Source organism: Legionella sp. 227, assembly GCF_043161935.1.
Taxonomy (GTDB): domain Bacteria; phylum Pseudomonadota; class Gammaproteobacteria; order Legionellales; family Legionellaceae; genus Legionella; species Legionella sheltonii.
In genome coordinates this window covers 2,249,218-2,273,897 of sequence record NZ_CP171154.1, presented here as the reverse complement: position 1 = coordinate 2,273,897, position 24,680 = coordinate 2,249,218, and the positions used below count along the sequence as shown (strand labels likewise).

Sequence of the window (24,680 nt, the reverse complement as noted above, 5' to 3'; positions counted from 1 at the left end):
TTCATTAATGTTTTCTCTTTTTCAAAGCAGTGTATGATTGCTTTCATGTCCATAACATAAATATTGGAAAAGTAATGAGAAAGCTTGCCTGTTTATTTTTTCTCTGCTTCTATCAAATAGCGAATGCAGATAACCTCAATGCAGTAGAAAAACATATCGCTCAGTACATTACTACCAACTCCCAAAAGCAACTTTCATTATTGGAACAATTAGTGAATAAAAACAGCGGGACTACCCACATTGAGGGGGTTCAGCGCGTAGGAAACATGGTACGCAAACAATTAGATCAACTTGGATTTAAGACTTATTGGGTTAATGAACCACCTGCACAACATCGCGCCGGCTCTTTGGTTGCAGAACACTATGGAAATAAAGGCAAAAAACTGCTTTTAATTGGACATCTTGATACGGTGTTTCCTGAAAATAGCCCGTTTCAACATTTTAAACAGAAAGGAGATGGTGCAACTGGACCAGGAGTCATTGATGACAAAGGTGGAGTAGTTGTCATCCTTTATGCCTTAAAAGCGCTGCAAGAAGCAAAAGCTCTAGAGAATGCAAATATCACGGTTATCTTAACCGGCGATGAAGAAGATTCCGGGAAACCTATCTCCATTTCCAGAAAACCTTTAATCGACGCTGCAAAAAAGTCCGATATTGCCTTGGATTTTGAATGGGCGATTACCCCAGATACGGCAACCGTTGCACGTAGAGGAATAACACACTGGACATTGGAAGCTCATGGCAATGAAGCACACTCGTCAGAAATTTTTCAAAAAAAGGCAGGTTATGGTGCTGTTTTTGAGTTAGCACGAATCTTAAATACGATGCGTTCCAAGCTCAGTAGCGAACGCTTTTTATCATTTAGTCCCGGCCTTATTTTAGGGGGCACCACGACGAACAATAAAAATAATTTTCAGGGGGACGCCTTTGGCAAAGGAAATGTGATCGCAAAAATTGCTTTGGCAAATGGAGACTTACGCTTTATCACTGAAGATCAAAAAAACGATGCAGAGAAAAGAATAACCGATATTGTTGCCGATCATCTTCCTGGAACTTCAGCCTCCATTAAGTTTGAAGATGGGATTCCCAGCATGCCACCTACTGCTGCTAATGAAGCTTTATTAAGACAATATAGTCAAGTGAGTGAAGACTTAGGGCAAGGGATGATACTTCCTCTTGATCCAGGAACACGAGGTGCAGGTGATATTTCACACATTGCGTCCCTGGTGGATGGTGCATTAGCTGGTTTAGGTCCTGTAGGTACAGGAGCACATTCTGCCGAAGAAACGTTAAACATTCCTTCTCTTACAACCCAAACTCAACGCGCGGCTTTATTGCTTTATCGGTTAAGCACTCAATTAAAATGAAGTCATCTTATTAACCCAAAAAATTATTCCATCTGATATATACTTATAAAAATAACACTCCCTCTTGGAGTAATTTATGAAATCAAAGATAGAAGAAGAAAAAAAGGCTGCAAAAGAACGGTACGAACAACTGTTAGAAGCATTGGCTGTGACGAATAGAGCCCACCAAAATGTATTATTTGAAATTCGACCTAATCCGACTTTTTTTGAAGAAATGTATGATAAGGGTAAAGTGACGCCGCTACATGTTGATTTTGTATCTAAAAATTCAGGCGCCAAATTTACTATAGAGAATAAATTTTATCCTGATAGCTGGGTCATTAAAATACCAGAAAATGCAACCAAGGAAGAAAAAGACTGTATCAGGGATATAACTCTTGAAGTCATTGCTCATCCTAAAAATCCAGCTCCAGGTTATCAACCTAAAATGGTAGCGTTTTTTCCTGATAATACTCCGGAAGAAGAGATTGTTGATTTTGTTAAAGCAGCTAAAGAGAAAGGAATAGCAGTTAATTTATTTATTGGAAAAAAAGAAGAATTTGACAAAATCCAAGAGGTTCATGAAAAAAAGACAAAAGAGATTATTGCATCAGGAAATTTAGATAAACTTCCAGGGTGGGATGGTTATGCAAAAACCATTCAGCGAAGTGAGGGAGGAAGAAAAGGTGAAGAATTTCTAAGCAAATATAACTCAGAACAAACTAGCTCCTTAACTCATAATTGAAATTTATTCCTTTTATTCCTTTAATTTTAGCAATGGTTCCTAACAGAGACGTTATAATATAGATAAGAGGCTCCCTTTTTTCAATTTATTGCTATTCAAGGGATTTTATTAATCATTCAAGAACATAATTTTTATGGATTGGCCCAATTTGATTTCTTCAATTTATTGCAGTTCTTATTTAAAGTTGCCCTCTAATTTTTATGAGGTGATCGCCCCAACTCCGATCGCAGCCCCATATTTCGTCAAATACAACCATGAATTAGCTGCCTATCTTGGTGCTCCCAACTCCTCTACTTCTGCTAATGAAGATGAGCTCTTATCTTTTTATGCCGGGAACTCAGTCCCCCCGCAGCTTAAAAGTATTGCCTTAGCCTATGCAGGCCATCAATTTGGGTACTATGTTCCTCTTTTAGGAGATGGTCGCGCTGTGTTGCTTGGCGAAATACGGAGTCATGATGGAAAACGATGGGACATTCAGCTCAAAGGTTCTGGAAAAACAATGTTTTCACGAATGGGTGATGGCAGGGCACCGCTTTCTGCAGTCTTAAGAGAATATCTGATCAGCGAGGCAATGCATGGATTAAACATTCCTACCACCCGTTGTTTGGCTGCAATTGCAAGCAAAGAAAAAATTTATCGCCAAAACGGCCTCGTACCTTTAGGTGTATTAACACGTGTTGCCTCCAGTAGTTTACGAGTTGGTTCCTTTGAATATGCTGCAGCTCAAAAAGACAACCACTTGCTGAAAATGCTGGCAAATTACGCCCTTGAAAGACACTATCCTGAGATTGTATCCTGTGAAAGCCCTTATCTCGAATTATTTAAAAAAGTTGTAGATCGCCAAGCATATCTAATTGCTGAATGGATGGGAGTAGGCTTTATTCATGGCGTCATGAATACCGATAATATGACGATTTCCGGCGAAACAATTGATTATGGACCTTGTGCATTTATGGATGAATTTGACTTTGGTACTGTATTTAGCTCCATTGATGTTACTGGTCGTTATGCATTTGGAAATCAAGCAACCATAGCAAAATGGAATTTAGCACAGTTTGGTAAAACCTTGTTGCCTATATTTGAAGCAGATAAAGCACCTCAACAATTACAAGAAGTTCTCGATTCGTTTAATACGCTTTTTGCTCAATATTGGAATAAAAAAATAAGAGAAAAATTGGGTTTGTCCGATAATAATACGAATCCCGCAGATCTTATTAAAAATTTCTTTGGATTATTACAAGAATATAAACCAGATTTTACCAATACCTTTCGCCTCCTCAATCAAGCAATTGATTGTGAAAGCCATCAGAACGAGTTAATCAAAGCTTTAGGAAATCAGCCTCATAGTAAGCAGTGGGTTGCTGACTGGTTAAATTGTATTAAACAGCAAGATGTTGATGTGACGGCAATAAAATCTAAGATGCATCAGGTAAATCCAGCATATATCCCAAGAAATCATTTAGTTGAAAATGCAATTAATGCAGTTATTGAAGACAATGACAGTACTTTAATGGATGCTCTTTTAGCCGTATTGAAAAATCCTTTTCAACAACAAGAAAATACCGAAAACCTACAGTGTTTGCCTTCGCCAGATGAACGAGTATATCAAACGTTTTGTGGAACTTAAGTTCATCCATTTTGCAAGAAAGCCCCGACTTCACGGCTGCAACTTAAAGAACTTCCCTTCTCCCATCGAAAGATGCCCACGAGGACAAAACTCATGGGAGGAGAAACGTTTCTCTTCATGGCAATGATGCTGTGCACAACATTCAAATTCTAAATTTTTTGGATGCTAAAACTTACTCAATTACTTTTTGATACAGAACTTCTTTTAATAATGCCCCGCCCTCATAAAACTCTTCTAATTTGGTTGCGCTTGTGGCTTCAAAACCTAAAGCATCATAAAATTTACGTGCTTGAATATTGTCTTCAAATACCCACAAAAGTATCTTTTTATATCCTTGACTTGCAAGTTCAGAAATTGCAGCCATACACAGTTTAGTCCCCAAACCTATTCGCCAATAGTCTGGATGTAAATAGATCGCACTGATTTCACCCATCGAGTTGTCTGCCCTAAAATCTCGAAAAGGACAAATGCTTGCAAAGCCAATGAGTTGACTGTTTACTTCCATCACTAATACTTTAACATCCTGTTTTATCAAATCATGCCATTGTTGCGTTCGCTCTTTTAAGGATAAGTTTTGTAATATAATTTCCGGAATGAAATCTCGATACATCTTTTGCCAGGAGCAGATATGAATCTGAGCGATCGCTTCGGCATCCTCTAATGTAGCGGTTCTAATATCGGGCGTTGAATAATTCTTAATCATAATAAAAGCTCATAAAGACGTAATTAATTTCTAACAGTCAATAATGATTCACGTTTTTTAAATTCAATATTTAAGTAATGTATTAGTGATATGCTATGTTAGAATAGAAAAATTGTCACTAAAGGATTTATCCATGAAGAAAAATAAACAAAAAGAACAGGTGATCATGGGTGCTTTGACCTTATTTATTGCGTCAATAGCTTCTGCAGATACAGTAACAAGTGATATTACCACCACAGATGGAACTGCAATAGGAACAGTTGTTTTTGAAGACAGCAAATACGGTCTGCTGATTAAACCGCAATTGACAGGACTTCCTGCTGGCATTCGTGGTTTCCATATCCATCAACATCCTGACTGTGGTGATCATGCTAAAAATGCTGGCGCTCATTTAGACCCAGCGAACACCAATAAACACCTTGGTCCTTACGGCGAAGGCCACTTAGGTGATTTGCCTGTGTTAATTGTTGATAATAATGGAACAGCCAATACTCCCACATTGGCACCACGTTTAAAAACCCAAGACATTAAGGGACATGCCGTAATGGTCCATGGAGGTGGGGATAATTATAGTGATAATCCTCCCTTGGGTGGCGGGGGTGAGCGAATTGCTTGTGGAAAAATTACGGGCTAAGCACTGAGGCGAACGTTTAGATAAATTCCTGTCATTCCTGCCCGCGCGGGAATGACACAATCACTAATTTGTCCTATAAAAAACCAATAAATGACTCAAAAAAGATGATATTTCAGCACTGCCTCATCTCCATTATTCTCATCCTAAGCCAACTAATTTTTAAGACAAAGTATTTTCTTTTTTTTTATTACTTGGCATGATACGCGCCTCAAAAATAATAAAGAGGGATAAAGTATCATGGCTGGTTTTTTTTCATCAAAGTGGAATAGATATTCTAGTCTAAGAAATAAATACGCTGAATTAATTCCTATTCCTAATCCATCCTATTTTAAACCTATTCATGAGCTTGGTGAATTTACTGACCTGCTTGTTCGCCCAATCCATAGCCCTATCTGGTTAGGAGTGAACGCCTTTTTGCTCTTTTTGAAAAGTTTTATTTACTTGGCAGCGAGTATGTTATTAGTTATACCTGCCTTGTTATTAGCAATTTTTGCCCCGAGGTCTGAAATCAGCGCCAATACCTCTTCTGCATTTAAATCGTGCGTTGCACATACTGTTGTTGATGCGGTAATGGGAATTATTGCAACCTGTGCAGCCATTGCTTCTCTTATTTTTAATCCCATCTATCTATTTACCCGATGTCTAGCCAGCGTTGTTGAACATCTCAATGATGTAACTGAAGGATGCTGCGATTTACAGATTGCCCGATTTTAATTTCTTGTAGGCTGGGAATAGCGGTGAGGCTCTTAAGTTGCGATCCAATACCCTCATCCGCCCTGGCGGGCACCTTCTCCCTATGGGGAGGGATTCTCCCCAGCCCTCACGTTCATTTTAAGAGGATTGACTGTATCTCCCAATTAATTCGGTCTGCTCTATAATATGATTTTGCATCGCCGTTTCTATCTCTTTTTTCGTCGCATGCTCACCTAAATTTAAGAAGGCATCTAAAGCATACAGCTTGAAAAAATAACGATGAGTACCGCTGGGTGGACAAGGCCCACCATAGCCTGTTTTTCCCCAACTATTTCGTGCACTAATTGTTTGAGATGGAGTGTCAGTTCCTGTTTTAAGCTCATGACAGCCAGCAGGTAGATTAAATAAAATCCAGTGCACCCATAATCCCATAGGTGCATCAGGATCATCCATAATCAAAACAAACGATTGGGTATTCTTTGGTGCATCATTCCACACTAAGGGAGGTGAATGATTGACACCATTACAGGTATATTCTTGAGGAATAAAGGCATTATGGGTAAATGCGGGACTCTCAAGTATCATAGCACACTCCTTATGCGAAAGCTTTATTTGCAATTTAGACTAATTTTGCTCAAAAATACAGGAACGTAATATAGTCCTCCTGAATTAAAACTTTAATTTCCCACTCAAAATCTGCCAGAGCATGACAAAATCTCCCATTAAACTGTATAGAGGATAATGAAATGTTGCCGGTTTATTTTTTTCATAGACATAATGTCCGATCCATGCAAATCCATAGCCTGTCACCAGCATCAGAATAAACCATAGCCAATACCAGGAAATAAGAAAAAAAAGGAAACACAAACAGGCCAAAGAAGTTCCAATAACATGCAAACGCCGGCACATTATTGTTTTATGCTCATTGAGATAAAAAGGATAGAACTCATTAAAATTCACAAATTTCTTTTCGTTCATCACCGTGTATAAAATAGCCCTAATTATTTAAAGTATAGTTTAAAATCTCATTCCGATGTTATGATTAAATAAAGATGCTTTTTTATTCATCAACGTGGCGCATGGCAAATAATGAACGAGATTAACCCAGAGCAATTAAAAAATTTACTTAGCGAAGCAACTCAAAGTATTGAGTCATCCAAAAATCTTCTCCAGGAAATACTGAACGCTCCTACAGAAGAAGACTCTTCTATGGAAGATACCATTTGCTCAATCCAATTAGTTCTCCAATATCGGTTAAATAGTCAGGATGCTCTTGCTATTCTGTTAAGCATTGATCAAAACGTACTTTTTCTCCTAGGCATTCAACCTCGACATTCCCCTAAAATGAACCTTGATCGTCTTGCCTATGCTTTAGGTAATGAAGATTTGAAGCAACTACTCCATGCGCTTTCTCTCCTCGTGAATTCCTTATTAAAAATCGCAAACCGATATCAAAAAAATCATTTAAGTTTTGAATTAAGTCATCAAAGAAAACCCAGCCGACAGAATATGCTAATTAAAGGGATGCAAAAACTAATTTCACAACAAAATCATTTTTTAAATTTGATAAAGAAACTTGAAGAAAACGTAACGCTGCTTTTAGAGTATCAGTCCGTTGGGCCACTTTTTGATCATATAGCTGCACTTAGAGGACCAATTTCACAATATTACCAAGCCATATTGAATGGTCTTGATGAAACAAAACAACTTTACGAAAAAATAAATAAGCCTGAATTGTTGGAGCACAAAGTAGAACTGCTGTTAAAACAAGCTGAAGAAGTACTCAACATCATGCCTTCCCTATACAAACCTCGCCCTTCGTACAGCCCCCAACCAAGCAAGATGTCTTCAGAACAACTGGAACAACGTGCGACTGCAAAACGTTTACGCCCTTTTTTCTAGAATGTATCTTTCTTTCATTAAGCTATCTGTCGCTCACATTCGCTATCGTCCTCGCAAACGGTCATACCGTTGCTAGGAAGAAAGTGTATGTGAACTTTCCGAAGAGTTCATTGAGTAGAATGCGCCAAATGCAGCTGTTCAAAGGGTAAAGTGGAAAGGCAGACTTAAGCTCAGATTGAACGAAAAGTATGCTAAGTAAGCGCAGCATTCAGTATGCGGGCAGTTATCCGCATATTTTTTCGTTCAACCTGAGCCAAACATGGCTTTCCAGTGAATGCTTATAAATAACAACCCACCCCATCATAACCAATCACATGGCATGACTTGTAAGCACTTTGATCCAATCGATAACTTACAGAACCATAATAAGCAATAATGTTTCCATTTTTATCTTGTTCTATATAAGGCTTTTGGAAACTTTCTGCGATATCACAATTCGTATGATTTTGTATCCAAACCCCATCTCCTGAAACAATGCGCGTTTTGCTAGGAGTTAAGGCGTTCTTTCCACAATCCTTCATTGCTAAATACTCTACTTTAGGGGCAGAAAAGATAAGATCATAACCTGCCGCAGCTGCTTTAACTGCATTTTCCGCATCTAGAATGCCATGTCCGCAAGGCTTTTTACCCACACAGGATTTATTGGGGTCAGTACTTACACCAAAATCATGGGTTGTGGTATACAGGAGTTGTTCCACTTGTTCCGGGCTCAGTCCCTTTTCACTCGCAGCTAAAATCAATCCAGCAACACCCGCAACATGTGGCGTAGCCATGCTCGTTCCTTGATAAAAATCAAACCCTGATCCATTATAACCACCACCTGGGTTCACTGTAGATAAAATCCCACCCCAAATGCCATAACGCTTATCTCCGCCTGGAGCAGCTAAGGTAACACTTGGACCATAGTTGGAAAAATAGGATCTAAGGCCTTCAGGGCCGGTAGACGCGACTTTAATGGTTCCATTACAAATTGCTGGCGCATTAAAATGCTCCCAGACGTTGTCATTTCCCGCCGCAACGGCCAATACCGCACCTTTCTTGCGTGCAAAAAAGACTGCTTCTTGTAGGGCTTGGTCACAATAATCAATTTCGTCTTTAGGGCCCCTATCCACCCCAAAGCTCATATTCAATATTTTTGCTGGATGAATGTTAGTCGGAACGCCGGGAACCTCGCCACCTACAGCCCAATAAATCGCGTTAATCACTGAACTTTCATAAAACATGCCATTAGCAGCAGGGATTTTTAAAGGAAGAATTTTTAAATCCTCACCCATACCGCTCATGACACTCCCATAGCCTGCAATGGTTCCTGCAACATGAGTACCATGATAAGAGCGGGTTTCATCGATCAAGTTATTATTATTTCCTGCAAAATTCCAACCCCATAAATTACCTACACTGTCCTTCACCAAGTTGTTGATCAGACTATCATTTAAAGCAATCCCCGTATCGAGGACGGCTACAACTATTGGCTTTTTAGAAAGCCCTGTCGTATAGGCCCAAGCACCATCTCTAAATCCAGGTTTCGATTCCAACATAATTCCGGCAGGAGGAGTAAACTCATCCCATTGGCTTTCATGAGATAATAAATTCCCTGCATCTAGAATTTCAGGATCAGGAACCGGTTTAAAGTAACTTATTCTGTCTTTAACCGCATATAAAACTTGAGGGTTTTTGCGTAAACGCTCCAAAATCGAAGAAGTTTCATCCTCATCATTTACTTTAGCCCAGGGACTGTTTGTGGTGTCTAAAATTAATAAAAAAGCACCATTCGCCATAGGATTAAATTCTTTTACAGGTAGTTGGGTTACTTGTTTTATCTGTGACTTTAAAGAAGAAACGCTGGTTATTTGTTCTTTATATTTGATAATTACTCGAACTGCATTTTGCTCCGGTGCAGCAAAAACGCCATGAGCTATTGATAAAAGACCTAGAGCTAAAATCCCTGATTTAAACATGCAAAAATCTCCTTATAATATACATCGCAATTCAGTATGCTATAAGACACAGGGCAAAACAAGGGCAAAATTGTCCAAAAATGTTACTACATTATCCCGAATGTATTAAAATAAAAACCACATTGAAATTCCTGGGATGCTCGATATACTGTATCTATCTCTTTGTTTGTATTCAACAATGTCATGGACTTGCGATCACTTTTTTTTAAATCAGCCACACGCTTGATAAGAAAATTACAATCATGGTTTGGCTTCATAACCCTTGGTTCGCGGGCTATTATTTTAAATCGTGATCATCAGATCCTTTTGGTAAAACACACATATCAACCGCATTGGTATTTACCTGGTGGTGGCGTCAAAAGCGGCGAGTCAGCTCAAGAAGCTCTAATACGTGAATTAAAAGAAGAAGTCGGAATAATTCCTGCTGAGGAACCGCAATTATTTGGTATTTATTTCCATACCTACATGGGAGTCAACGACTATCCGATCATCTTTATCGTTAAAAATTTTACCTCTGTAAAAGCGTATTCTCACGAAATTGAACAGATGGCCTGGTATGATTACGACCATTTGCCTGAGATGGTAAGCCCAGGAACGAAACGTAGGCTTGATGAGTATTTTGCTAAAAACGCATGTTCCGATAGATGGTGACTCCCTGTATTTGTAATAGGTTGGGCTACAAGCCCAACCCTCAACTAATATCGATATTGCTCAGGTTTATAAGGACCATTAATCGCCACACCTAAGTAGTCTGCTTGTTCCTTAGTGAGTTGAGTCAATTTTGCTCCGATTCTTCCTAAATGCAAACGAGCTACTTTCTCATCTAATAATTTGGGAAGAACATAGACATCTCGGTCATATTGATCCGCATTTTTAAATAATTCGATTTGAGCCAAAATTTGGTTGGAAAAAGAGGCCGACATCACAAAACTTGGATGACCTGTAGCACATCCTAAATTAACCAAGCGTCCCTCAGCCAAAAGAATTAAACGCTTACCGTCAGGAAATATTATATGATCAACCTGTGGCTTAATATTTTCCCATTGGTATTTCTTTAAACTCTGTACATCAATTTCAGAATCAAAATGACCAATGTTGCATAAAATAGCCTGATTATGCATACGCTGCATATGCTCATGAGTCACTACATGGTAATTTCCCGTTGCAGTAACAACGATATCTACCTGCTCGGCAACATCATCCAGAGTCACAACACGATATCCCTCCATTGCCGCTTGCAGCGCACAAATAGGATCAATTTCGGCGATTAAAACAATCGCACCCTGGCCACGTAATGCCTGTGCACAGCCCTTGCCTACATCCCCATAACCTAAAATTAGAGCTAATTTGCCAGCAATCATCACATCAGTAGCTCGTTTTATTCCATCCAATAAAGATTCACGACAACCGTACATGTTATCAAACTTGGATTTGGTAACTGAATCATTCACATTAATTGCAGGAATTTTTAAGGTACCGTTTCTGGCCATTTCATACAATCGGGCGACACCAGTAGTTGTTTCTTCCGAAACTCCTTTAATTCCTGATAATAATTCCGGAAACTTTTGATGTACTACTTGAGTCAAATCACCTCCATCATCCAGCAATAAATTAGGAGTCCAATGATTCGGTCCGGAAAGCGTTTGCTCAACACACCACCAATACTCTTCCTCAGTTTCACCTTTCCAAGCAAAGACCGGGATACCCTTGGCTGCTATAGCTGCGGCAGCATGATCTTGAGTAGAAAATATATTACAAGACGACCAGCGAACCTCAGCACCTAAAGCAATTAATGTTTCGATCAGTACGGCTGTTTGAATTGTCATATGCAAACAGCCTGCTATACGAGCACCTTTTAAAGGCATTTTTGCAGCAAATTCTTCACGCAACGCCATTAATCCGGGCATTTCAGTTTCAGCAATCGCTATTTCCTTACGCCCCCAAGAAGCCAGCGACATATCTGCTACTTTATAATCTTTTACCATATTGCTTCCTGCTCCTGCTTTATTGGCTAATTCCATTAGAGTCTCCTTTATAAGGCTTTACGTAGCTCCGTCACTTTATCCAATCGTTCCCATGGAAAGTTTTCACGTCCATAATGGCCGTAAGTTGCTGTTTGTTTGTAGATTGGGCGCAGTAAATCATGATGTTCAATAATACCTTGTGGCGTTAAATCAAAATGGGTATGTATTAATTCAATGATTTCACTATCTTTTAAACGACCTGTGCCAAAAGTTTCAACAAAAATAGAGGTAGGCTCAGCGACACCAATTGCATAAGAAATCTGTAACTCGCACTTATCAGCCAATCCTGCTGCAACAATGTTTTTTGCTACATGCCGTGCTGCATAAGCTGCAGATCGATCCACTTTAGAAGGATCCTTACCCGAAAAACATCCGCCGCCATGTCGCGCCATACCACCATACGTATCTACAATGATTTTGCGGCCAGTAAGTCCACAGTCTCCCAAAGGACCACCTATAACAAAACGACCTGTTGGATTAATAAAATAGCGGGTCTTATGAGTTAACCATTCGGCGGGTAACGTTGTTTTAATAATTTCCTCTCGTACCGCCTCGATTAAATCACTGTATCCAATTTCAGCCGCATGTTGCGTGGAGAATACTACCGTATCGACTTCAACAGGTATTCCCTTTTCATATTTTAAAGTTAATTGACATTTCGCATCAGGCCGTAACCAGGGTAATGCGCCTGATTTACGTAAATGAGCTTGTTTTTCCATCAAACGATGTGCATAAGCAATAGGGGCAGGCATGTAGACATCTGTTTCACGGCTGGCATAACCAAACATTAAACCTTGATCCCCTGCGCCAAGAATTCTTGTTTCTTTATTATCTACACCCTGGGCAATATCAGGAGATTGTTTACCAATAGCAGAAAGTACAGCACAAGATTCCCAGTCAAATCCCATTTGCGAGCTGTTATAACCTATTTCTTTAACTACTTGCCGCGTTACTGCTTCCACGTCCACCCAAGCTTTGGTAGTAATTTCCCCACCAACTAAGACCATTCCAGTTTTAACGAACACCTCGCAAGCAACACGCGCAGCGGGGTCTTGCATTAAAATAGCATCTAGAATTGCATCAGAAATCTGATCTGCGATTTTATCAGGATGCCCTTCAGAAACCGACTCTGAAGTAAAGACGTGAGTGTCATTCATTAGTTAATCCTCTTTAAATTTTATATATCCTATTTCATCAACTGTATAAATTCATTAAATATTATTTCTATATCATGGGGTCCAGGGCTAGCCTCAGGATGTCCTTGAAAGCCAAATGCCGGTTTTTCCTTATGCTTGATGCCTTGAAGGGTATTATCAAATAACGAACGATGTGTAATCGCGAGGCAGTCAGGCAAACTCTCTTCATCCACAGCAAATCCATGGTTCTGGCTGGTTATAAAAACACGTTTTTGCCCTTCAGTTTCAATTACAGGATGATTTGCTCCGTGATGACCAAATTTCATTTTTTTTGTCACGCCCCCACAGGCTAAAGCCAAAATCTGAAAACCCAAGCAAATGCCAAATAAAGGAATATTATGAGCCAAAAATTCTTGGGTTGCACGAATGGCATAATCACAAGCTTGTGGATCTCCTGGGCCATTTGATAAAAATACCCCATCAGGATTCATCGCTAAAACTTCTGCAGCAGAGGTTTTTGCTGGCACTAAGGTTAAATGACACCCTTTGTCATGCAAAATACGTAAAATATTGTGCTTTACTCCAAAATCATAAGCAACCACGTGGAATTGTTGAGGCTGAGAGCCTTTACCCCATTCGCCTTGCCCCTCATGCCAGCGCTCTATAGTTTTCCTAGAAACTTCTAAAGCCAAATCAACTCCCTGTAAACCAGCGAAGGAACGTGCTTTTGCCAAAACCAGCTCGGGGTCTTCTACACGGGTACTGATGCATGCACCGACAGCACCATGCTCTCGTAAACGAAGGGTCAAATCGCGAGTATCAATGTCAGCAATAGCAACTACATTATTTTTTTTGAGCCAATCAGGAAGAGAGAGTTCAGCGCGATAATTACTATGGATTATAGAGGAATTACGAATCACCAAACCCGCACCCCAAATTTTATTAGATTCCATATCCTCATGAGTGCATCCTGTATTGCCTACATGAGCTGTAGTCAAAGTAATGATTTGCCGTGCATAAGAAGGATCTGTAAGCATTTCCTGATAACCGGTTAGAGACGTATTAAAAACCAACTCTCCGACAGAATCGCCTGTTGCTCCTACCGAAATTCCTTCGTAAATGGTGCCATCGGCTAACACTAAAATTGCTGGTTGGTTCATCATGGTCTACTCTGTTAGTTATTCAAAGTGTCTTTTGAGCGGCCTTGGCGAATCCGTAGCTTAGGTAATCGAAGCGCAACTCCTGTCATCCCTCATTGCATGTGGCATGAGGTCTAAAAGATTCCGATTTCGTTTCGCTTCAACCTGGACTACAATCAATAACGATTAAAAATCCCGCAGCCAGAAAGCTCAAAAAATACACATTTAGACAAATGTGTGCAATTGTAACTTACTTGCTTCAAAATTTCATGTCTTCAAAGAATTTTTTCACACCTGCGAACCAAGAATTAGAGCGTGGAGAGTGTTTTCCTTTAGCATTTTCCAGTGATTCTTGAAATTTAGTTAATAAATCTTTTTGCTCGCGTGATAAATTCACTGGGGTTTCTACAACTACTTTACATAATAAATCGCCTTGACCATGCCCGCGTACGGATTTCATCCCCTTTCCTCTTAAACGAAACACTTTACCGGTTTGTGTTTCTTCAGGGATCTTTAAAGTAACGCGTCCTTCTAGGGTTGGTACTTCTATAGAACCACCCATGGCAGCGATAATGAAACTTATGGGTACTTCGCAATGCAAATCATTTTCATGACGTTCGAATATAGTATGTTTTTTTACACTGATTTGTACGTAAAGATCGCCCGGGCCTCCCCCATGCATACCGGCTTCGCCCTCTCCGCTTAAACGAACACGATCTCCATTATCCACCCCGGCAGGAATCTTAACTGTAAGCTTTTTGCTTTCACGGATTCGACCCTGACCATGACAATCGGAACAAGGATCAGTAATAATGGTTCCTTCACCATGACAGCTAGGACATGTTTGCTGAATGGAGAAAAAGCCTTGCTGAATTCTGACTTGCCCCATACCATTACAGGTTTCACACGTCTTTGGCTGGGTTCCTTTTTTAGCACCGCTACCACTACACGTAGCACAAGCACCATGTCGAGGAACAGTAATTTGTACTTCTTTACCCAGCGCAGCCTCTTCCAGGGTTAATTGGACATTGAATTGTAAATCAGCGCCGCGTTGGCCACGAGATTGTCGTCCTGCACCGCGTCCGCCTGAAAAGATATTTTCAAAAATGTCCTCAAAGACATCGCCAAAACCACCAAAACCGCCAAAACCTCCAGGACCACCTCTCATGGAAGGATCAACGCCCGCATGACCGTATTGATCATAGGCTGCACGCTTTTGTGGATCGGAAAGAATGCTGTAAGCGTATTGGATTTCTTTAAATTTTTCTTCAGCAGCAGAATCGTCAGGATTACGATCTGGGTGATACTTCATTGCCAATCTACGATATGCCTTTTTAATTTCGGCATCACTTGCAGTTCGACTTACCTCTAAAAGTTCATAATAATCCCGCTGTTCCATAACTACTCACATATTAAAAATTAAAATGGACAATGTAGCCTGATACGCACAACATCACTGCCTTTAGTTAAAATCTCCTCTCCCGCTTGTGGGAGAGGGTGAGGGCAAGGGTTAGTTAGCCACAATCCATTCCCTCATCAGCCCTAAGGGGCACCTTCTCCCCGCGGGGAGAAGGGAAACACATTAACTTAATAGGCAGTGACATTGTACGTATCAGGCTACATTCCTAGACGACTAAGTCACGATATAACTGATTATTTCTTATCGTCTTTAACTTCCTCGAACTCAGCATCAACAACACCTTCATCCGCTTTAGCTGATTCTTGAGCGGATGCCTGCTCTTGTTGCGCTTGACCTTGTCCTGCTTGGCCTTCAGATGCTTTTTTAGCATAAACTCGTTCAGCCATTTTTGCAGAAGCATCACTTAGCACTTTTAATTTGTCTTCAATTTGTGCTTTATCGCTGCCTTGGATCGCTTCTTTTAATTCAGCAATGGCTTTTTCAATACCTTGCTTCTCATCTTCAGCAAGTTCAGCGGCTAAATCTTTCATGGATTTTTCACAGCTGTGAATCAAACTATCAGCCTGATTGCGTAGCTCTGCCATTTCCTTAAATTTCTTGTCTTCTTCGGCATGAGACTTAGCATCTTTGACCATTGCTTCTACTTCTTCATCACTCAAACCACTTGATGCTTTAATCACAATCGATTGTGCCTTACCCGTAGCTTTATCTTTTGCAGAAACATTAAGGATACCATTCGCATCGATATCAAAAGTTACTTCAATTTGTGGTACACCACGTGGTGCAGGAGGAATATCACCTAAATCAAATCGACCCAAGGATTTATTCGCTGATGCTTGCTCTCTTTCGCCTTGCAATACATGTACAGTAACCGCAGTTTGATTATCATCAGCAGTAGAAAATACTTGATTGGCTTTGGTAGGGATTGTGGTATTTTTCTCGATGAGCTTGGTCATCACCCCACCCATAGTTTCGATACCTAAAGATAAAGGAGTTACGTCAAGTAACAGAATATCTTTCACTTCACCCGATAAAACTGCAGCTTGAATCGCAGCACCCACAGCAACTGCTTCATCAGGGTTAACGTCTTTGCGTGGTTCTTTACCAAAAAATTCTTCTACTGTTTTTTGTACCAAAGGCATACGGGTTTGACCGCCTACCAAAATAACTTCATTAATTTGGGATACATTCAATCCAGCATCTTTCAATGCGATTTTGCAAGGCTCAACGGTACGCTCAACCAATTTCTCAACCAAAGACTCCAACTTAGCGCGAGTCAATTTAATGTTTAAGTGTTTTGGTCCTGTAGCATCAGCCGTAATGTAAGGTAAGTTAACATCTGTTTGTTGGGCTGAAGAAAGTTCAATTTTCGCTTTTTCAGCTGCATCTTTCAGACGTTGTAATGCCAATGGATCATTATGCAAATCAATGCCAGTATCTTTTTTGAATTCAGAAGCCAGATAATCAATTAAAGCCAAGTCAAAGTCTTCACCTCCCAAGAAGGTATCACCATTCGTTGCGAGTACTTCAAATTGGTGTTCTCCATCAACTTCTGCAATTTCAATAATTGAAATATCAAAAGTACCACCACCGAGATCATATACAGCAATAATTGAATCACCACGTTTTTTGTCCATACCGTAGGCAAGAGCTGCAGCAGTAGGTTCGTTAATAATACGTTTGACTTCAAGTCCAGCAATACGTCCTGCATCTTTGGTGGCCTGACGTTGGGAGTCATTGAAATAAGCAGGTACGGTAATTACCGCTTCTTTCACTTCTTCGCCGAGGTAATCTTCAGCGGTTTTTTTCATCTTACGCAATACTTCAGCAGAAATTTGTGGTGGCGCTTTGTCTTGGCTTTTCACACGAACCCAAGCATCACCATTATCCGCTTTGATGATTTTGTAAGGTACCATTTTGATATCTTTTTGCACTACTGCGTCTTCAAAACGACGACCGATTAATCGCTTAATTGCAAATAAAGTATTATCAGGGTTGGTTACAGCTTGGCGTTTTGCAGATTGCCCAACCAATACCTCACCATCGTCAGTATAAGCAACGATGGAAGGCGTGGTTCGGTGGCCTTCACTGTTTTCAATTACCTTAGGTTTATCACCTTCCATTACCGCAACACATGAGTTGGTGGTACCTAAGTCGATTCCTATAATTTTAGCCATTCTATTCATGCTCCAAATTAAGTAATTTCTAATGCGATGGTTCTTATATGGGGCATAACCTGTCGATTTCAACCCATATAATCCACATTTTTATTTTTTTGCTACGACAACACGCGCCGGTCTAATCACTCGGTCGCTCAATTTATATCCTTTTTGGAATACCGCGAGCACTGTATTGGGTTCAGCACCAGGCACATCTTGCATCGACATGGCTTCGTGAAGCTGTGGATCGAAAGGCATGCCTACAGGATCGATTTGTTGCACATCAAATTTCTTCAATACATCGGTAAAAAGCTTTAAAGTTAATTCTAAACCTTCCTTCATTGATGAGTCTTCCGCTTTGACAGCCAATTGTAAAGCCTGCTCTAGACTGTCAATTACAGGTAACAAATCAGAAATCAACTTTTCAACGCCATAGCGATGCGCATTAGCTACTTCGCGCTCGGCACGACGACGTACGTTATCTAACTCAGCTTGAGCACGCACTGCTTTTTCCCAATTTTCATGAGCCTGTTGTTCAGCAAGAGTCAGTTTTTCACTCAACTCGATATAGCTTGGATGATCTAAGGAAGGTTCAGGATGTGCTATTTCTTCGGGTAAATCCAAAGTATCCTCATGATCACCTTGTTCCGATTCTTTAGATTGATGTTCTTCATTTTGATGTTGTTCTTTAAATTGATGCCAATTTTTTTTGTCTTGTTTACTCATGCAAATTACTCCTCTCCACAGCCTAGCAACGTGAAAACCACAAATGGGGGCAGCAAATAAGATTTCAAGCCCTTAATTATTTTTATTTTATTGTAGCCTGGTGAAGGCTATGCGATAACCCTGTTTTTTTATCGTCATCCCGAATGCAACAAGAGATGGCGAAAACTCCAGCAGTTGGGCCCAAGCTATCTATCCTAGAGGATAATCACTAGAATAATAAGCCGTTCGCTTGCAGTATGTGTTCATTTATTCCATACTTAGACTCAAAAAAGTTACATGGGTTTTTTATGCAAAAATGGTCGCCTACCTCTTGGCTCCAATATTCTTATTTACAAGCTGCAAATTACGCGGATGACGAACAGTTAAATAAAATTGTAGAGCAACTGAGCCTTTTACCTCCACTAGTTACCAGCAGTGAAGTAAGAAATTTGAAAAAGGAAATTGCACGTGCCGGGCGTGGAGAAGCGTTTATTCTTCAAGGTGGCGACTGTGCTGAATCGTTTAATGATTGTCGATCAGAGATCATCAGCAATAAATTAAAAATCATCTTGCAAATGAGTTTGATTCTATTGCATGGCTTACGAAAACCTATTATTCGTGTTGGACGAATTGCAGGCCAATATGCAAAGCCTCGATCTTCGGATTATGAAACAATTGAGGGTATTACTTTGCCCAGCTACCGGGGTGATCTCGTAAACTCCCCGGAGTTCACTCAAGAAGCACGTGAACCCAACCCCAAATTATTGTTGCAAGCCTACAGCTGTTCGGCTATTACTTTAAACTTTATTCGCGGCCTACTCGACAGTGGTTTTGCCAGCCTCAATCATCCTCAACAATGGGACTTGGGCTTTGTGGAACATTCCAAACAAAAAGAAGAGTACCAAACGCTGGTTAAATCAATCGCTGATGCTTTAGATTTTTTGGATACCATTGATGGGATACAGTCCAGTAATTTATCCAAGGTGGATTTTTATACTTCACATGAGGCTCTGCATTTGCACTATGAGCAGGCATTGACTCGTCAGATGGATGATGGTTTATGGTATAACCTCTCCACACACCTGCCCTGGATTGGGATGCGTACAGCACAGCTCGATAGCGCCCATTTGGAATTTTTACGTGGGGTAGAGAATCCTATTGGTATCAAAGTTGGACCAGGAGCTACTCCAGAATGGTTGGAAGAAGTATTGCAAAGAGCCAATCCGCAACGTGAAGAAGGACGTCTTTTGTTATTCACTCGTCTAGGAGCAAAGCACATAGATAGGTTGCTGCCCCCTCTTATCGAAACGGTAAGGAAAACAGGAGTGCCAGTTACCTGGTCTTGTGATCCTATGCATGGCAATACAGAAACTACATTGGATGGCATTAAAACCCGTCACTTTGACAACATTCTTTTAGAGCTGAAACAAGCTTTGGAAATTCATCGCAATATGGGCAGTTATCTCGGTGGTGTTCATTTTGAACTAACAGGCGACAACGTCACAGAGTGTATTGGTGGCGCTCGCGGGTTAGCCGCTGACGATCTAAAAAAAGCTTATCATAGCCTCGTTGATCCTCGGTTAAACTATGAACAATCAATAGAAATGGCCATTCAATTGAGTAGACAATTCAGGAACGAATAACGCCCAATTAGTTTATCTTGATTAGGGTCTGTTACAGACCCTATTACTCATCATAAGTACGCAATACTCTTAATGCCTATCCTAAGAATCAAAACACATTTTCACTTCTTCTAGATCAAACGAAAACAAGTTCTCAGCTACAAATAATAAATTCTTTAGTAAACCTATTGAACAATTAGCACTTCCTGAAAACATAGATACAGCACGTTTAGTTGCGGATTATTAGGAGGGTCTTCTTGTATCTAACTTAGCATTATTTCACTGGCATTATTTTTATTTCTCATAGAAAATCCTCTTACCATTAATAAACCTTTCCTTGACATGTAACCATTTGGTTACATATACTATAGATATGGACAACGATCTTATTTTTAAAGCATTGGCAGATAAAAGTCGGCGAACCTTGCTTGATGCATTATGTGCTCGTAACGGCCAAAACCTTAATGAGTTGTGCGAGCATTTGAGCATGAGCCGACAGGCTGTTATGAAACATCTTCATATTCTGGAGGATGCGAACCTGGTCGTTGTTCATTGGGAAGGCCGAGAAAAGTTGCACTATCTCAATCCAGTACCGCTACAAGAAACGTTCGGACGCTGGATCGCCAAGTACGAACGTAATCGGCTACTCGCTTTAGATAACTTGAAAAGTATTTTAGAACACGACAAGTCATCATCGTCACCTAAAAAAAGGAAATGAACATGAGCAAGCCACAATTCGTTTATACAACTTATATTCAAACTACAGCTGAAAAACTGTGGGACGCCTTAACGAAGGGCGAATTTACTAAAGAATACTGGGGTGGTTTTCGTATTGAAAGTGATTGGACTGTAGGGGCATCTATGAAATTTTATGCACCCGATGGCAGTCTGGCCCATTCAGATAAGGTATTGCGTGCAGATAAACCGAAGGTACTTTCATACAGTTGGAAGCCCTTAATGGAATCGATGCCTGACGAACCCGCATCAACAGTTATTTTTGAACTTGAACCCGAGGGTAATCTGGTGAAATTAACGGTCACACACAGCGGCTTTCCTGAACACTCCGAGATATTGCCCAAAATCAGTTACGGCTGGCCACTTGTTCTTAGCAGCCTTAAGAGCTTCTTGGAAACAGGCACAGCGTTGGCTTATTCGTTTAAGTCTGATTGCAGCAAGAAATAAAGTAATAAGGCCATAAAAAGACTTCAAAAGAAGTAAGATGGCGTCAACTTAAGGACGTGTAGAAAATTGTAGTCTGGCTGAAGCAATAGCGTAACCTGGGATCGCTACCCACATAAGGTTTTGATCCCGGGTTACGGCTTTGCCTTCACTCAGGCTACGTCTAAGAAAGGCATATCATAGCCTCGGTTGAACTGTGAACAATCAATAGAAATGGCCATTCAATTAAGTCGACAATTCAGGAACGAATAGCTCTCTATGAGTCCAAAAACATTTCATTCCTACCCATTACATCGTTTTTATTACTAATTATAATTTGGTTTAGCCCAGTCATCCTCATCATAAGTAGTGCTTACTTTAGTTCTATAAATATAAGAAGCATCAATCGCTTTCGTATAATGATGTTCTTCAAATAAGTTCTCAGACGCACTTAGAATAAGATCCTTTAGCAAATCGGTTGGTGATGTTTTAGGATTTGAATTTAAAAAATTTGCCACAAATTCCGGGTAAAGAGCACAGAGCTCCGATAGGCTTTTATTAAAGGGGTTGTCACTACCGCTGAATTGATTATAGAACTCTAAATACGCTTCAGTATAAGCGCGTAAGGCACGTTTCTCTTCTTGCTTATCTACTTCCTGAGTGTATTTTTTTCTTAAAAGTGACACTAATTGACAATAAAGTGTATCAAACTCCATTATTGCTTCCTGATTGTTGGCAGATATGTTGAGATAAAAAGGGTTAAGGAATTCTTTATTGTGAATCATTATTTTTTTTATACTACAAAAGGGTACAGCTAAGGCAATATGCTCTTTTTCTCGTTCCATTCGAGCAGGTAGAGTGAGGCTATTTTCACGATAGCTTGCATGGACATCAACAATATAATTGGAGAATAAAGCAGGGTCGATGGTAATAAGGCTGTCCCTTCCCCACTTTGATGCAATCTGCAGATCTTCTGACATACTCACCATATGAAAATCATTAGATAAGTTGGTTAATTTGTGCAATCTTATTTGCTCCATATCAATTACTTCAGGGAAGCATTGACAAAAAACCCCTGTAAGCAAGGTGGGCATGAGAAAAATTATTTCGGGAAGATGAACATCACCTCGATATAATGTTTCGATTGCAGAGGAAGTTTTTTCAACATGTGAAAACTCCACACATGGAAAAGACTTTATCTTGTTACTGGGAAAAAATGCTGGATATTTACTTTGCATAAGCTGTTTCATGTCAGGACAGTATTGCGCAATAATATATCATATTGATCATAATAATTAAACAATGTCAGCGCACAATACTCTTGGCAGATGGATATGTTGGACACCGAACCATAAAAAGACTTCTGTATCTATCTGTAAATGATGTATGGATGGTGCTCCTGGCAATGCAGACATCGTTCGACTAATGCTGCAGCAGGAGCAAGATACTCCAGCTTCGAAATGCTAAAACAATCAGTAATAATTATCCAAGTAAAATCTCGAGGATTCCCATGAATTAAACTCCCTCAAGTAACACATCGAGGTCAAGTGATGAATTTTTTCCAAGGTTTTTCCCATGCTCCGTGAGAAAAGCTTCAGCTGCACGACGTCCTTCGTCTCGCAACATGAGCAAAAAGTCCCATTCAGCATTGAGCTTTGAGGAAGAACTGAGTTCCAGCATAATGTCACTGCTCACCCGGTGTATTCGCATGCCCGCCCATTTAGCCCCTTCGGAATTACCTGGATGCGCCAATTGCCGTAATAAAGCAATCATGCGAAGCTCTTTAAGTAATACCGTGTTAAATGACACTTCATTTAGGCGGTTGAGGATATCTCGTGCAGACCGAGGAAAACCTGGTCGTGTTACGGGATTAATTTGGACTAAAATCGTATCTTGTGATTTACATTCTCGCACAAGCGGTGTAATTGTCGGATTTCCTGAATATCCTCCATCCCAGTAATGCTCCCCATCGATCTCGACAGCCTTGAAAATAGTGGGCAGGCATGCCGAGGCAAGAAGCACATCAGGGGTAATTTCGTTGTTGCGAAATACTCTTCCTCTACCCGTGCTCACGTTGGTCGCAGTAACAAATAATTTGATTGAGCTTTGTGATAACCGTCTGAAATCAATGAGCTCTCCTAAAATATTGTGGAGTGGATTAATCCCAAATGGATCCAGATCATATGGAGAAAACAGTCGAGACAATACATCCATGGTGATGAAAAAAGGAGAATGATCCAGAGACCATTGCCCCAGCATCATATCAAGAGGACTGCGTTGCAAGGGACTAAAGCGTGCGGCATCAGAAACATTCTTCCAGAACAATTCGAGCGCATAGCGTGCTCCTTGAGGACCATCTTTGATATATCCGTCAGCAAGAACCACCGCATTCATAGCCCCTGCTGATGTGCCAGAAATACCATCAATTCGGAGCTTCTTTTCTTCTAACAAACGGTCCAGTACGCCCCATGTAAAAGCACCATGAGCACCACCACCTTGAAGCGCTATATCAACAAGAACCTCATCCGCTATTTTTTGAGAGTGTGTCATAATAAACGACTTCCATTTCTTTGATTGTATGTATCGAAGAATCCATTTCTTGATCTATTAATGAAACAATTTATTTATAGCAACTTGACTTCACAATATCAATTAGCTTTCTTTAGAAGAGCAGTTTCTTCATAGCAAAGAATCATTACTGAATATTCGTTGGATCTTTGCTATCTAATAACTCCCAAAGCTTAACAATTTTGCCTTTATTATCAAATTCAACAATTGCAAGATCATTGATGTGCTGTTTCATTTTAGCAGTTAAAGTAATGACGCAACTTAATGCAACTTTATTTCTATCAACTAACAATTCATTCAACGGTAAAGTAATATGCATTGAAGTGTATTGAATTCTAATCTCTTCATACTGTTTATATAAATCAGCATAACCTTTCGCAACTAGTTTTCCATTCGTATAAACTTCGATATTAGGAGCATAATATTGTGCTAAATCATTTTCACTGAAACGCGTATTGGGAAGACCAATTATATTTAACCAATTCACCCATGAATAAATCAGAGTTTTTGTTTTAGTCTTAGATAGTTCTTTGCTATACCCTAAATTTTGGATAAAAAAATTCAGTATAATTATCAAACTAATAAAGAAAAGCTTATGGAATTTAAACATAAATTAACTCATTTCTTGTCACATCATTCAACATCTTTTGCATAGTAAAAATAGTGACTAGTAATTCAAGACAGTTGCTTAAATAGAAATTCTATTTTAATTTTTGTATCATATCATCAATGAGGACGACCTCATCCATTAAGGTTTTAATTCTGGACGACCAGACCATAACATTGGAGCTTTTATGGACTGGTTATTTTTGTTTTTTGCAGGAATACTCGAGATTATATGGGCTTACTGTATGAAGCAATCTTTAGGATTCACAAAACTCATTCCCTCAATTCTTACAATCCTGGCCATGGTCGCTAGTTTTACACTTTTATCAATCTCCATGAGAAGCATTCCTTTAGGAACAGCATATATCATTTGGACAGGAATAGGTGCTGTAGGGGCTTTTTTAATCGGTGTTCTTTTTCTGGGAGAAGCGGCAAATGCACTAAGAGTTACTGCCGCACTCTTCATTATTTTTGGATTGATATCGATAAAGTTGTCTTCTTAATTAAATAACCTGGCGGGCTATAAGGAGGTGAA

Annotated in this window: 24 protein-coding genes; 11 read left to right on the top strand and 13 right to left on the bottom strand. The window is 39.9% G+C overall.

Features of this window, described 5'->3' with window-relative positions; translation table 11 throughout:
• Positions 1-74 precede the first annotated feature (74 nt).
• The 3 genes from ACF8MK_RS09815 to ACF8MK_RS09805 all read left to right on the top strand — a co-directional run bounded on the left by ACF8MK_RS09815 (position 75) and on the right by ACF8MK_RS09805 (position 3,718).
• Positions 75-1,367, top strand: a complete 1,293-nt coding sequence (locus ACF8MK_RS09815) for a M20/M25/M40 family metallo-hydrolase (RefSeq protein ID WP_392536496.1) — start codon at positions 75-77, stop codon at positions 1,365-1,367.
• Positions 1,368-1,443: 76 nt separating this feature from the next.
• Complete coding sequence (locus tag ACF8MK_RS09810; protein WP_392536495.1) at positions 1,444-2,091, top strand: hypothetical protein; 648 nt, start codon at positions 1,444-1,446, stop codon at positions 2,089-2,091.
• A 133-nt stretch (positions 2,092-2,224) separates the two neighbouring features.
• A complete protein-coding gene (locus ACF8MK_RS09805) occupies positions 2,225-3,718 on the top strand; it encodes a YdiU family protein (protein WP_392536494.1) in 1,494 nt (497 codons plus the stop codon).
• Positions 3,719-3,890: 172 nt separating this feature from the next.
• On the opposite strand, the gene ACF8MK_RS09800 is transcribed toward ACF8MK_RS09805, so the two are convergent.
• Positions 3,891-4,421 (bottom strand): GNAT family N-acetyltransferase, encoded by a 531-nt coding sequence (locus ACF8MK_RS09800; RefSeq protein WP_265704574.1) that lies wholly within the window; start codon positions 4,419-4,421, stop codon positions 3,891-3,893.
• 133 nt (positions 4,422-4,554) lie between these two features.
• On the opposite strand from ACF8MK_RS09800, the gene ACF8MK_RS09795 reads away from it, so the two are divergent.
• Positions 4,555-5,055, top strand: coding sequence for a superoxide dismutase family protein (locus ACF8MK_RS09795; RefSeq protein WP_392536493.1), 501 nt, complete (start codon positions 4,555-4,557; stop codon positions 5,053-5,055).
• Between the two features lie 237 nt (positions 5,056-5,292).
• Entirely contained in the window at positions 5,293-5,769 is a 477-nt protein-coding gene (locus tag ACF8MK_RS09790) for a hypothetical protein (RefSeq protein WP_265704572.1), read from the top strand.
• A gap of 117 nt (positions 5,770-5,886) precedes the next feature.
• On the opposite strand, the gene ACF8MK_RS09785 is transcribed toward ACF8MK_RS09790, so the two are convergent.
• Positions 5,887-6,333 carry a YbhB/YbcL family Raf kinase inhibitor-like protein gene (locus ACF8MK_RS09785; RefSeq protein WP_392536492.1) on the bottom strand — a complete coding sequence of 149 codons (447 nt, stop codon included), beginning with the start codon at positions 6,331-6,333 and terminating at the stop codon, positions 5,887-5,889.
• Positions 6,334-6,417: 84 nt separating this feature from the next.
• Positions 6,418-6,708, bottom strand: coding sequence for an Mpo1-like protein (locus ACF8MK_RS09780; RefSeq protein ID WP_392536491.1), 291 nt, complete (start codon positions 6,706-6,708; stop codon positions 6,418-6,420).
• Between the two features lie 129 nt (positions 6,709-6,837).
• Here ACF8MK_RS09780 and ACF8MK_RS09775 point away from each other — a divergent pair, with 129 nt between their 5' ends.
• Positions 6,838-7,650 carry a hypothetical protein gene (locus tag ACF8MK_RS09775; protein WP_392536490.1) on the top strand — a complete coding sequence of 271 codons (813 nt, stop codon included), beginning with the start codon at positions 6,838-6,840 and terminating at the stop codon, positions 7,648-7,650.
• Positions 7,651-7,928: 278 nt separating this feature from the next.
• Here ACF8MK_RS09775 and ACF8MK_RS09770 read toward each other — a convergent pair whose 3' ends face one another.
• The gene (locus tag ACF8MK_RS09770; RefSeq protein ID WP_392536489.1) at positions 7,929-9,608 is read right to left on the bottom strand and encodes a S8 family serine peptidase; all 1,680 of its coding nucleotides are present in this window, start codon (positions 9,606-9,608) and stop codon (positions 7,929-7,931) included.
• Between the two features lie 306 nt (positions 9,609-9,914).
• Here ACF8MK_RS09770 and ACF8MK_RS09765 point away from each other — a divergent pair, with 306 nt between their 5' ends.
• Entirely contained in the window at positions 9,915-10,259 is a 345-nt protein-coding gene (locus tag ACF8MK_RS09765; RefSeq protein WP_392536488.1) for an NUDIX domain-containing protein, read from the top strand.
• Between the two features lie 44 nt (positions 10,260-10,303).
• On the opposite strand, the gene ahcY is transcribed toward ACF8MK_RS09765, so the two are convergent.
• The 6 genes from ahcY to grpE all read right to left on the bottom strand — a co-directional run bounded on the left by ahcY (position 10,304) and on the right by grpE (position 18,212).
• Entirely contained in the window at positions 10,304-11,629 is a 1,326-nt protein-coding gene (gene ahcY, locus ACF8MK_RS09760; protein ID WP_392536487.1) for an adenosylhomocysteinase, read from the bottom strand.
• An 11-nt stretch (positions 11,630-11,640) separates the two neighbouring features.
• Positions 11,641-12,789, bottom strand: coding sequence for a methionine adenosyltransferase (gene metK / locus ACF8MK_RS09755; RefSeq protein ID WP_392536486.1), 1,149 nt, complete (start codon positions 12,787-12,789; stop codon positions 11,641-11,643).
• A gap of 29 nt (positions 12,790-12,818) precedes the next feature.
• Positions 12,819-13,931: a glutamine-hydrolyzing carbamoyl-phosphate synthase small subunit gene (gene carA, locus ACF8MK_RS09750; protein ID WP_392536485.1), complete on the bottom strand. Its 1,113-nt coding sequence runs from the start codon at positions 13,929-13,931 to the stop codon at positions 12,819-12,821.
• 235 nt (positions 13,932-14,166) lie between these two features.
• Complete coding sequence (dnaJ, locus tag ACF8MK_RS09745; RefSeq protein WP_265704564.1) at positions 14,167-15,306, bottom strand: molecular chaperone DnaJ; 1,140 nt, start codon at positions 15,304-15,306, stop codon at positions 14,167-14,169.
• 254 nt (positions 15,307-15,560) lie between these two features.
• Positions 15,561-17,504: a molecular chaperone DnaK gene (dnaK, locus tag ACF8MK_RS09740; protein WP_392536484.1), complete on the bottom strand. Its 1,944-nt coding sequence runs from the start codon at positions 17,502-17,504 to the stop codon at positions 15,561-15,563.
• 90 nt (positions 17,505-17,594) lie between these two features.
• Positions 17,595-18,212 carry a nucleotide exchange factor GrpE gene (gene grpE / locus ACF8MK_RS09735; protein ID WP_392536483.1) on the bottom strand — a complete coding sequence of 206 codons (618 nt, stop codon included), beginning with the start codon at positions 18,210-18,212 and terminating at the stop codon, positions 17,595-17,597.
• Positions 18,213-18,499: 287 nt separating this feature from the next.
• On the opposite strand from grpE, the gene ACF8MK_RS09730 reads away from it, so the two are divergent.
• The 3 genes from ACF8MK_RS09730 (at position 18,500) to ACF8MK_RS09720 (ending at position 20,995) form a co-directional block, all read left to right on the top strand.
• A complete protein-coding gene (locus tag ACF8MK_RS09730; protein ID WP_392536482.1) occupies positions 18,500-19,834 on the top strand; it encodes a 3-deoxy-7-phosphoheptulonate synthase class II in 1,335 nt (444 codons plus the stop codon).
• A 331-nt stretch (positions 19,835-20,165) separates the two neighbouring features.
• Positions 20,166-20,531 (top strand): ArsR/SmtB family transcription factor, encoded by a 366-nt coding sequence (locus tag ACF8MK_RS09725; RefSeq protein WP_392536481.1) that lies wholly within the window; start codon positions 20,166-20,168, stop codon positions 20,529-20,531.
• 2 nt (positions 20,532-20,533) lie between these two features.
• On the top strand, positions 20,534-20,995 hold the full coding sequence (locus ACF8MK_RS09720) for an SRPBCC family protein (RefSeq protein WP_392536480.1): 462 nt from the start codon (positions 20,534-20,536) through the stop codon (positions 20,993-20,995).
• 302 nt (positions 20,996-21,297) lie between these two features.
• On the opposite strand, the gene ACF8MK_RS09715 is transcribed toward ACF8MK_RS09720, so the two are convergent.
• From ACF8MK_RS09715 to ACF8MK_RS09705, 3 genes are all read right to left on the bottom strand, one after another.
• Entirely contained in the window at positions 21,298-22,209 is a 912-nt protein-coding gene (locus ACF8MK_RS09715; RefSeq protein WP_392536479.1) for a hypothetical protein, read from the bottom strand.
• 277 nt (positions 22,210-22,486) lie between these two features.
• Positions 22,487-23,521, bottom strand: coding sequence for a patatin-like phospholipase family protein (locus ACF8MK_RS09710; protein WP_392536478.1), 1,035 nt, complete (start codon positions 23,519-23,521; stop codon positions 22,487-22,489).
• Positions 23,522-23,666: 145 nt separating this feature from the next.
• Positions 23,667-24,149 (bottom strand): hypothetical protein, encoded by a 483-nt coding sequence (locus tag ACF8MK_RS09705; protein ID WP_392536477.1) that lies wholly within the window; start codon positions 24,147-24,149, stop codon positions 23,667-23,669.
• A gap of 184 nt (positions 24,150-24,333) precedes the next feature.
• Here ACF8MK_RS09705 and ACF8MK_RS09700 point away from each other — a divergent pair, with 184 nt between their 5' ends.
• Positions 24,334-24,648, top strand: coding sequence for a DMT family transporter (locus ACF8MK_RS09700; protein WP_392536476.1), 315 nt, complete (start codon positions 24,334-24,336; stop codon positions 24,646-24,648).
• Positions 24,649-24,680: the final 32 nt, after the last annotated feature.

Excerpts from the sequence above, each read along its gene's own strand:
- ahcY (WP_392536487.1), bottom strand. The coding sequence starts at position 11,629 with ATGGAATTAGCCAATAAAGCAGGAGCAGGAAGCAATATGGTAAAAGAT.
- ACF8MK_RS09810 (WP_392536495.1), top strand. The coding sequence starts at position 1,444 with ATGAAATCAAAGATAGAAGAAGAAAAAAAGGCTGCAAAAGAACGGTAC.
- dnaJ (WP_265704564.1), bottom strand. The coding sequence starts at position 15,306 with ATGGAACAGCGGGATTATTATGAACTTTTAGAGGTAAGTCGAACTGCA.
- ACF8MK_RS09730 (WP_392536482.1), top strand. The coding sequence starts at position 18,500 with ATGCAAAAATGGTCGCCTACCTCTTGGCTCCAATATTCTTATTTACAA.
- grpE (WP_392536483.1), bottom strand. The coding sequence starts at position 18,212 with ATGAGTAAACAAGACAAAAAAAATTGGCATCAATTTAAAGAACAACAT.
- ACF8MK_RS09805 (WP_392536494.1), top strand. The coding sequence starts at position 2,225 with ATGGATTGGCCCAATTTGATTTCTTCAATTTATTGCAGTTCTTATTTA.
- ACF8MK_RS09770 (WP_392536489.1), bottom strand. The coding sequence starts at position 9,608 with ATGTTTAAATCAGGGATTTTAGCTCTAGGTCTTTTATCAATAGCTCAT.
- ACF8MK_RS09815 (WP_392536496.1), top strand. The coding sequence starts at position 75 with ATGAGAAAGCTTGCCTGTTTATTTTTTCTCTGCTTCTATCAAATAGCG.
- metK (WP_392536486.1), bottom strand. The coding sequence starts at position 12,789 with ATGAATGACACTCACGTCTTTACTTCAGAGTCGGTTTCTGAAGGGCAT.
- carA (WP_392536485.1), bottom strand. The coding sequence starts at position 13,931 with ATGATGAACCAACCAGCAATTTTAGTGTTAGCCGATGGCACCATTTAC.
- ACF8MK_RS09720 (WP_392536480.1), top strand. The coding sequence starts at position 20,534 with ATGAGCAAGCCACAATTCGTTTATACAACTTATATTCAAACTACAGCT.
- ACF8MK_RS09790 (WP_265704572.1), top strand. The coding sequence starts at position 5,293 with ATGGCTGGTTTTTTTTCATCAAAGTGGAATAGATATTCTAGTCTAAGA.
- ACF8MK_RS09710 (WP_392536478.1), bottom strand. The coding sequence starts at position 23,521 with ATGACACACTCTCAAAAAATAGCGGATGAGGTTCTTGTTGATATAGCG.
- ACF8MK_RS09775 (WP_392536490.1), top strand. The coding sequence starts at position 6,838 with ATGAACGAGATTAACCCAGAGCAATTAAAAAATTTACTTAGCGAAGCA.
- ACF8MK_RS09785 (WP_392536492.1), bottom strand. The coding sequence starts at position 6,333 with ATGATACTTGAGAGTCCCGCATTTACCCATAATGCCTTTATTCCTCAA.
- dnaK (WP_392536484.1), bottom strand. The coding sequence starts at position 17,504 with ATGGCTAAAATTATAGGAATCGACTTAGGTACCACCAACTCATGTGTT.
- ACF8MK_RS09795 (WP_392536493.1), top strand. The coding sequence starts at position 4,555 with ATGAAGAAAAATAAACAAAAAGAACAGGTGATCATGGGTGCTTTGACC.
- ACF8MK_RS09715 (WP_392536479.1), bottom strand. The coding sequence starts at position 22,209 with ATGCAAAGTAAATATCCAGCATTTTTTCCCAGTAACAAGATAAAGTCT.
- ACF8MK_RS09800 (WP_265704574.1), bottom strand. The coding sequence starts at position 4,421 with ATGATTAAGAATTATTCAACGCCCGATATTAGAACCGCTACATTAGAG.
- ACF8MK_RS09700 (WP_392536476.1), top strand. The coding sequence starts at position 24,334 with ATGGACTGGTTATTTTTGTTTTTTGCAGGAATACTCGAGATTATATGG.
- ACF8MK_RS09705 (WP_392536477.1), bottom strand. The coding sequence starts at position 24,149 with ATGTTTAAATTCCATAAGCTTTTCTTTATTAGTTTGATAATTATACTG.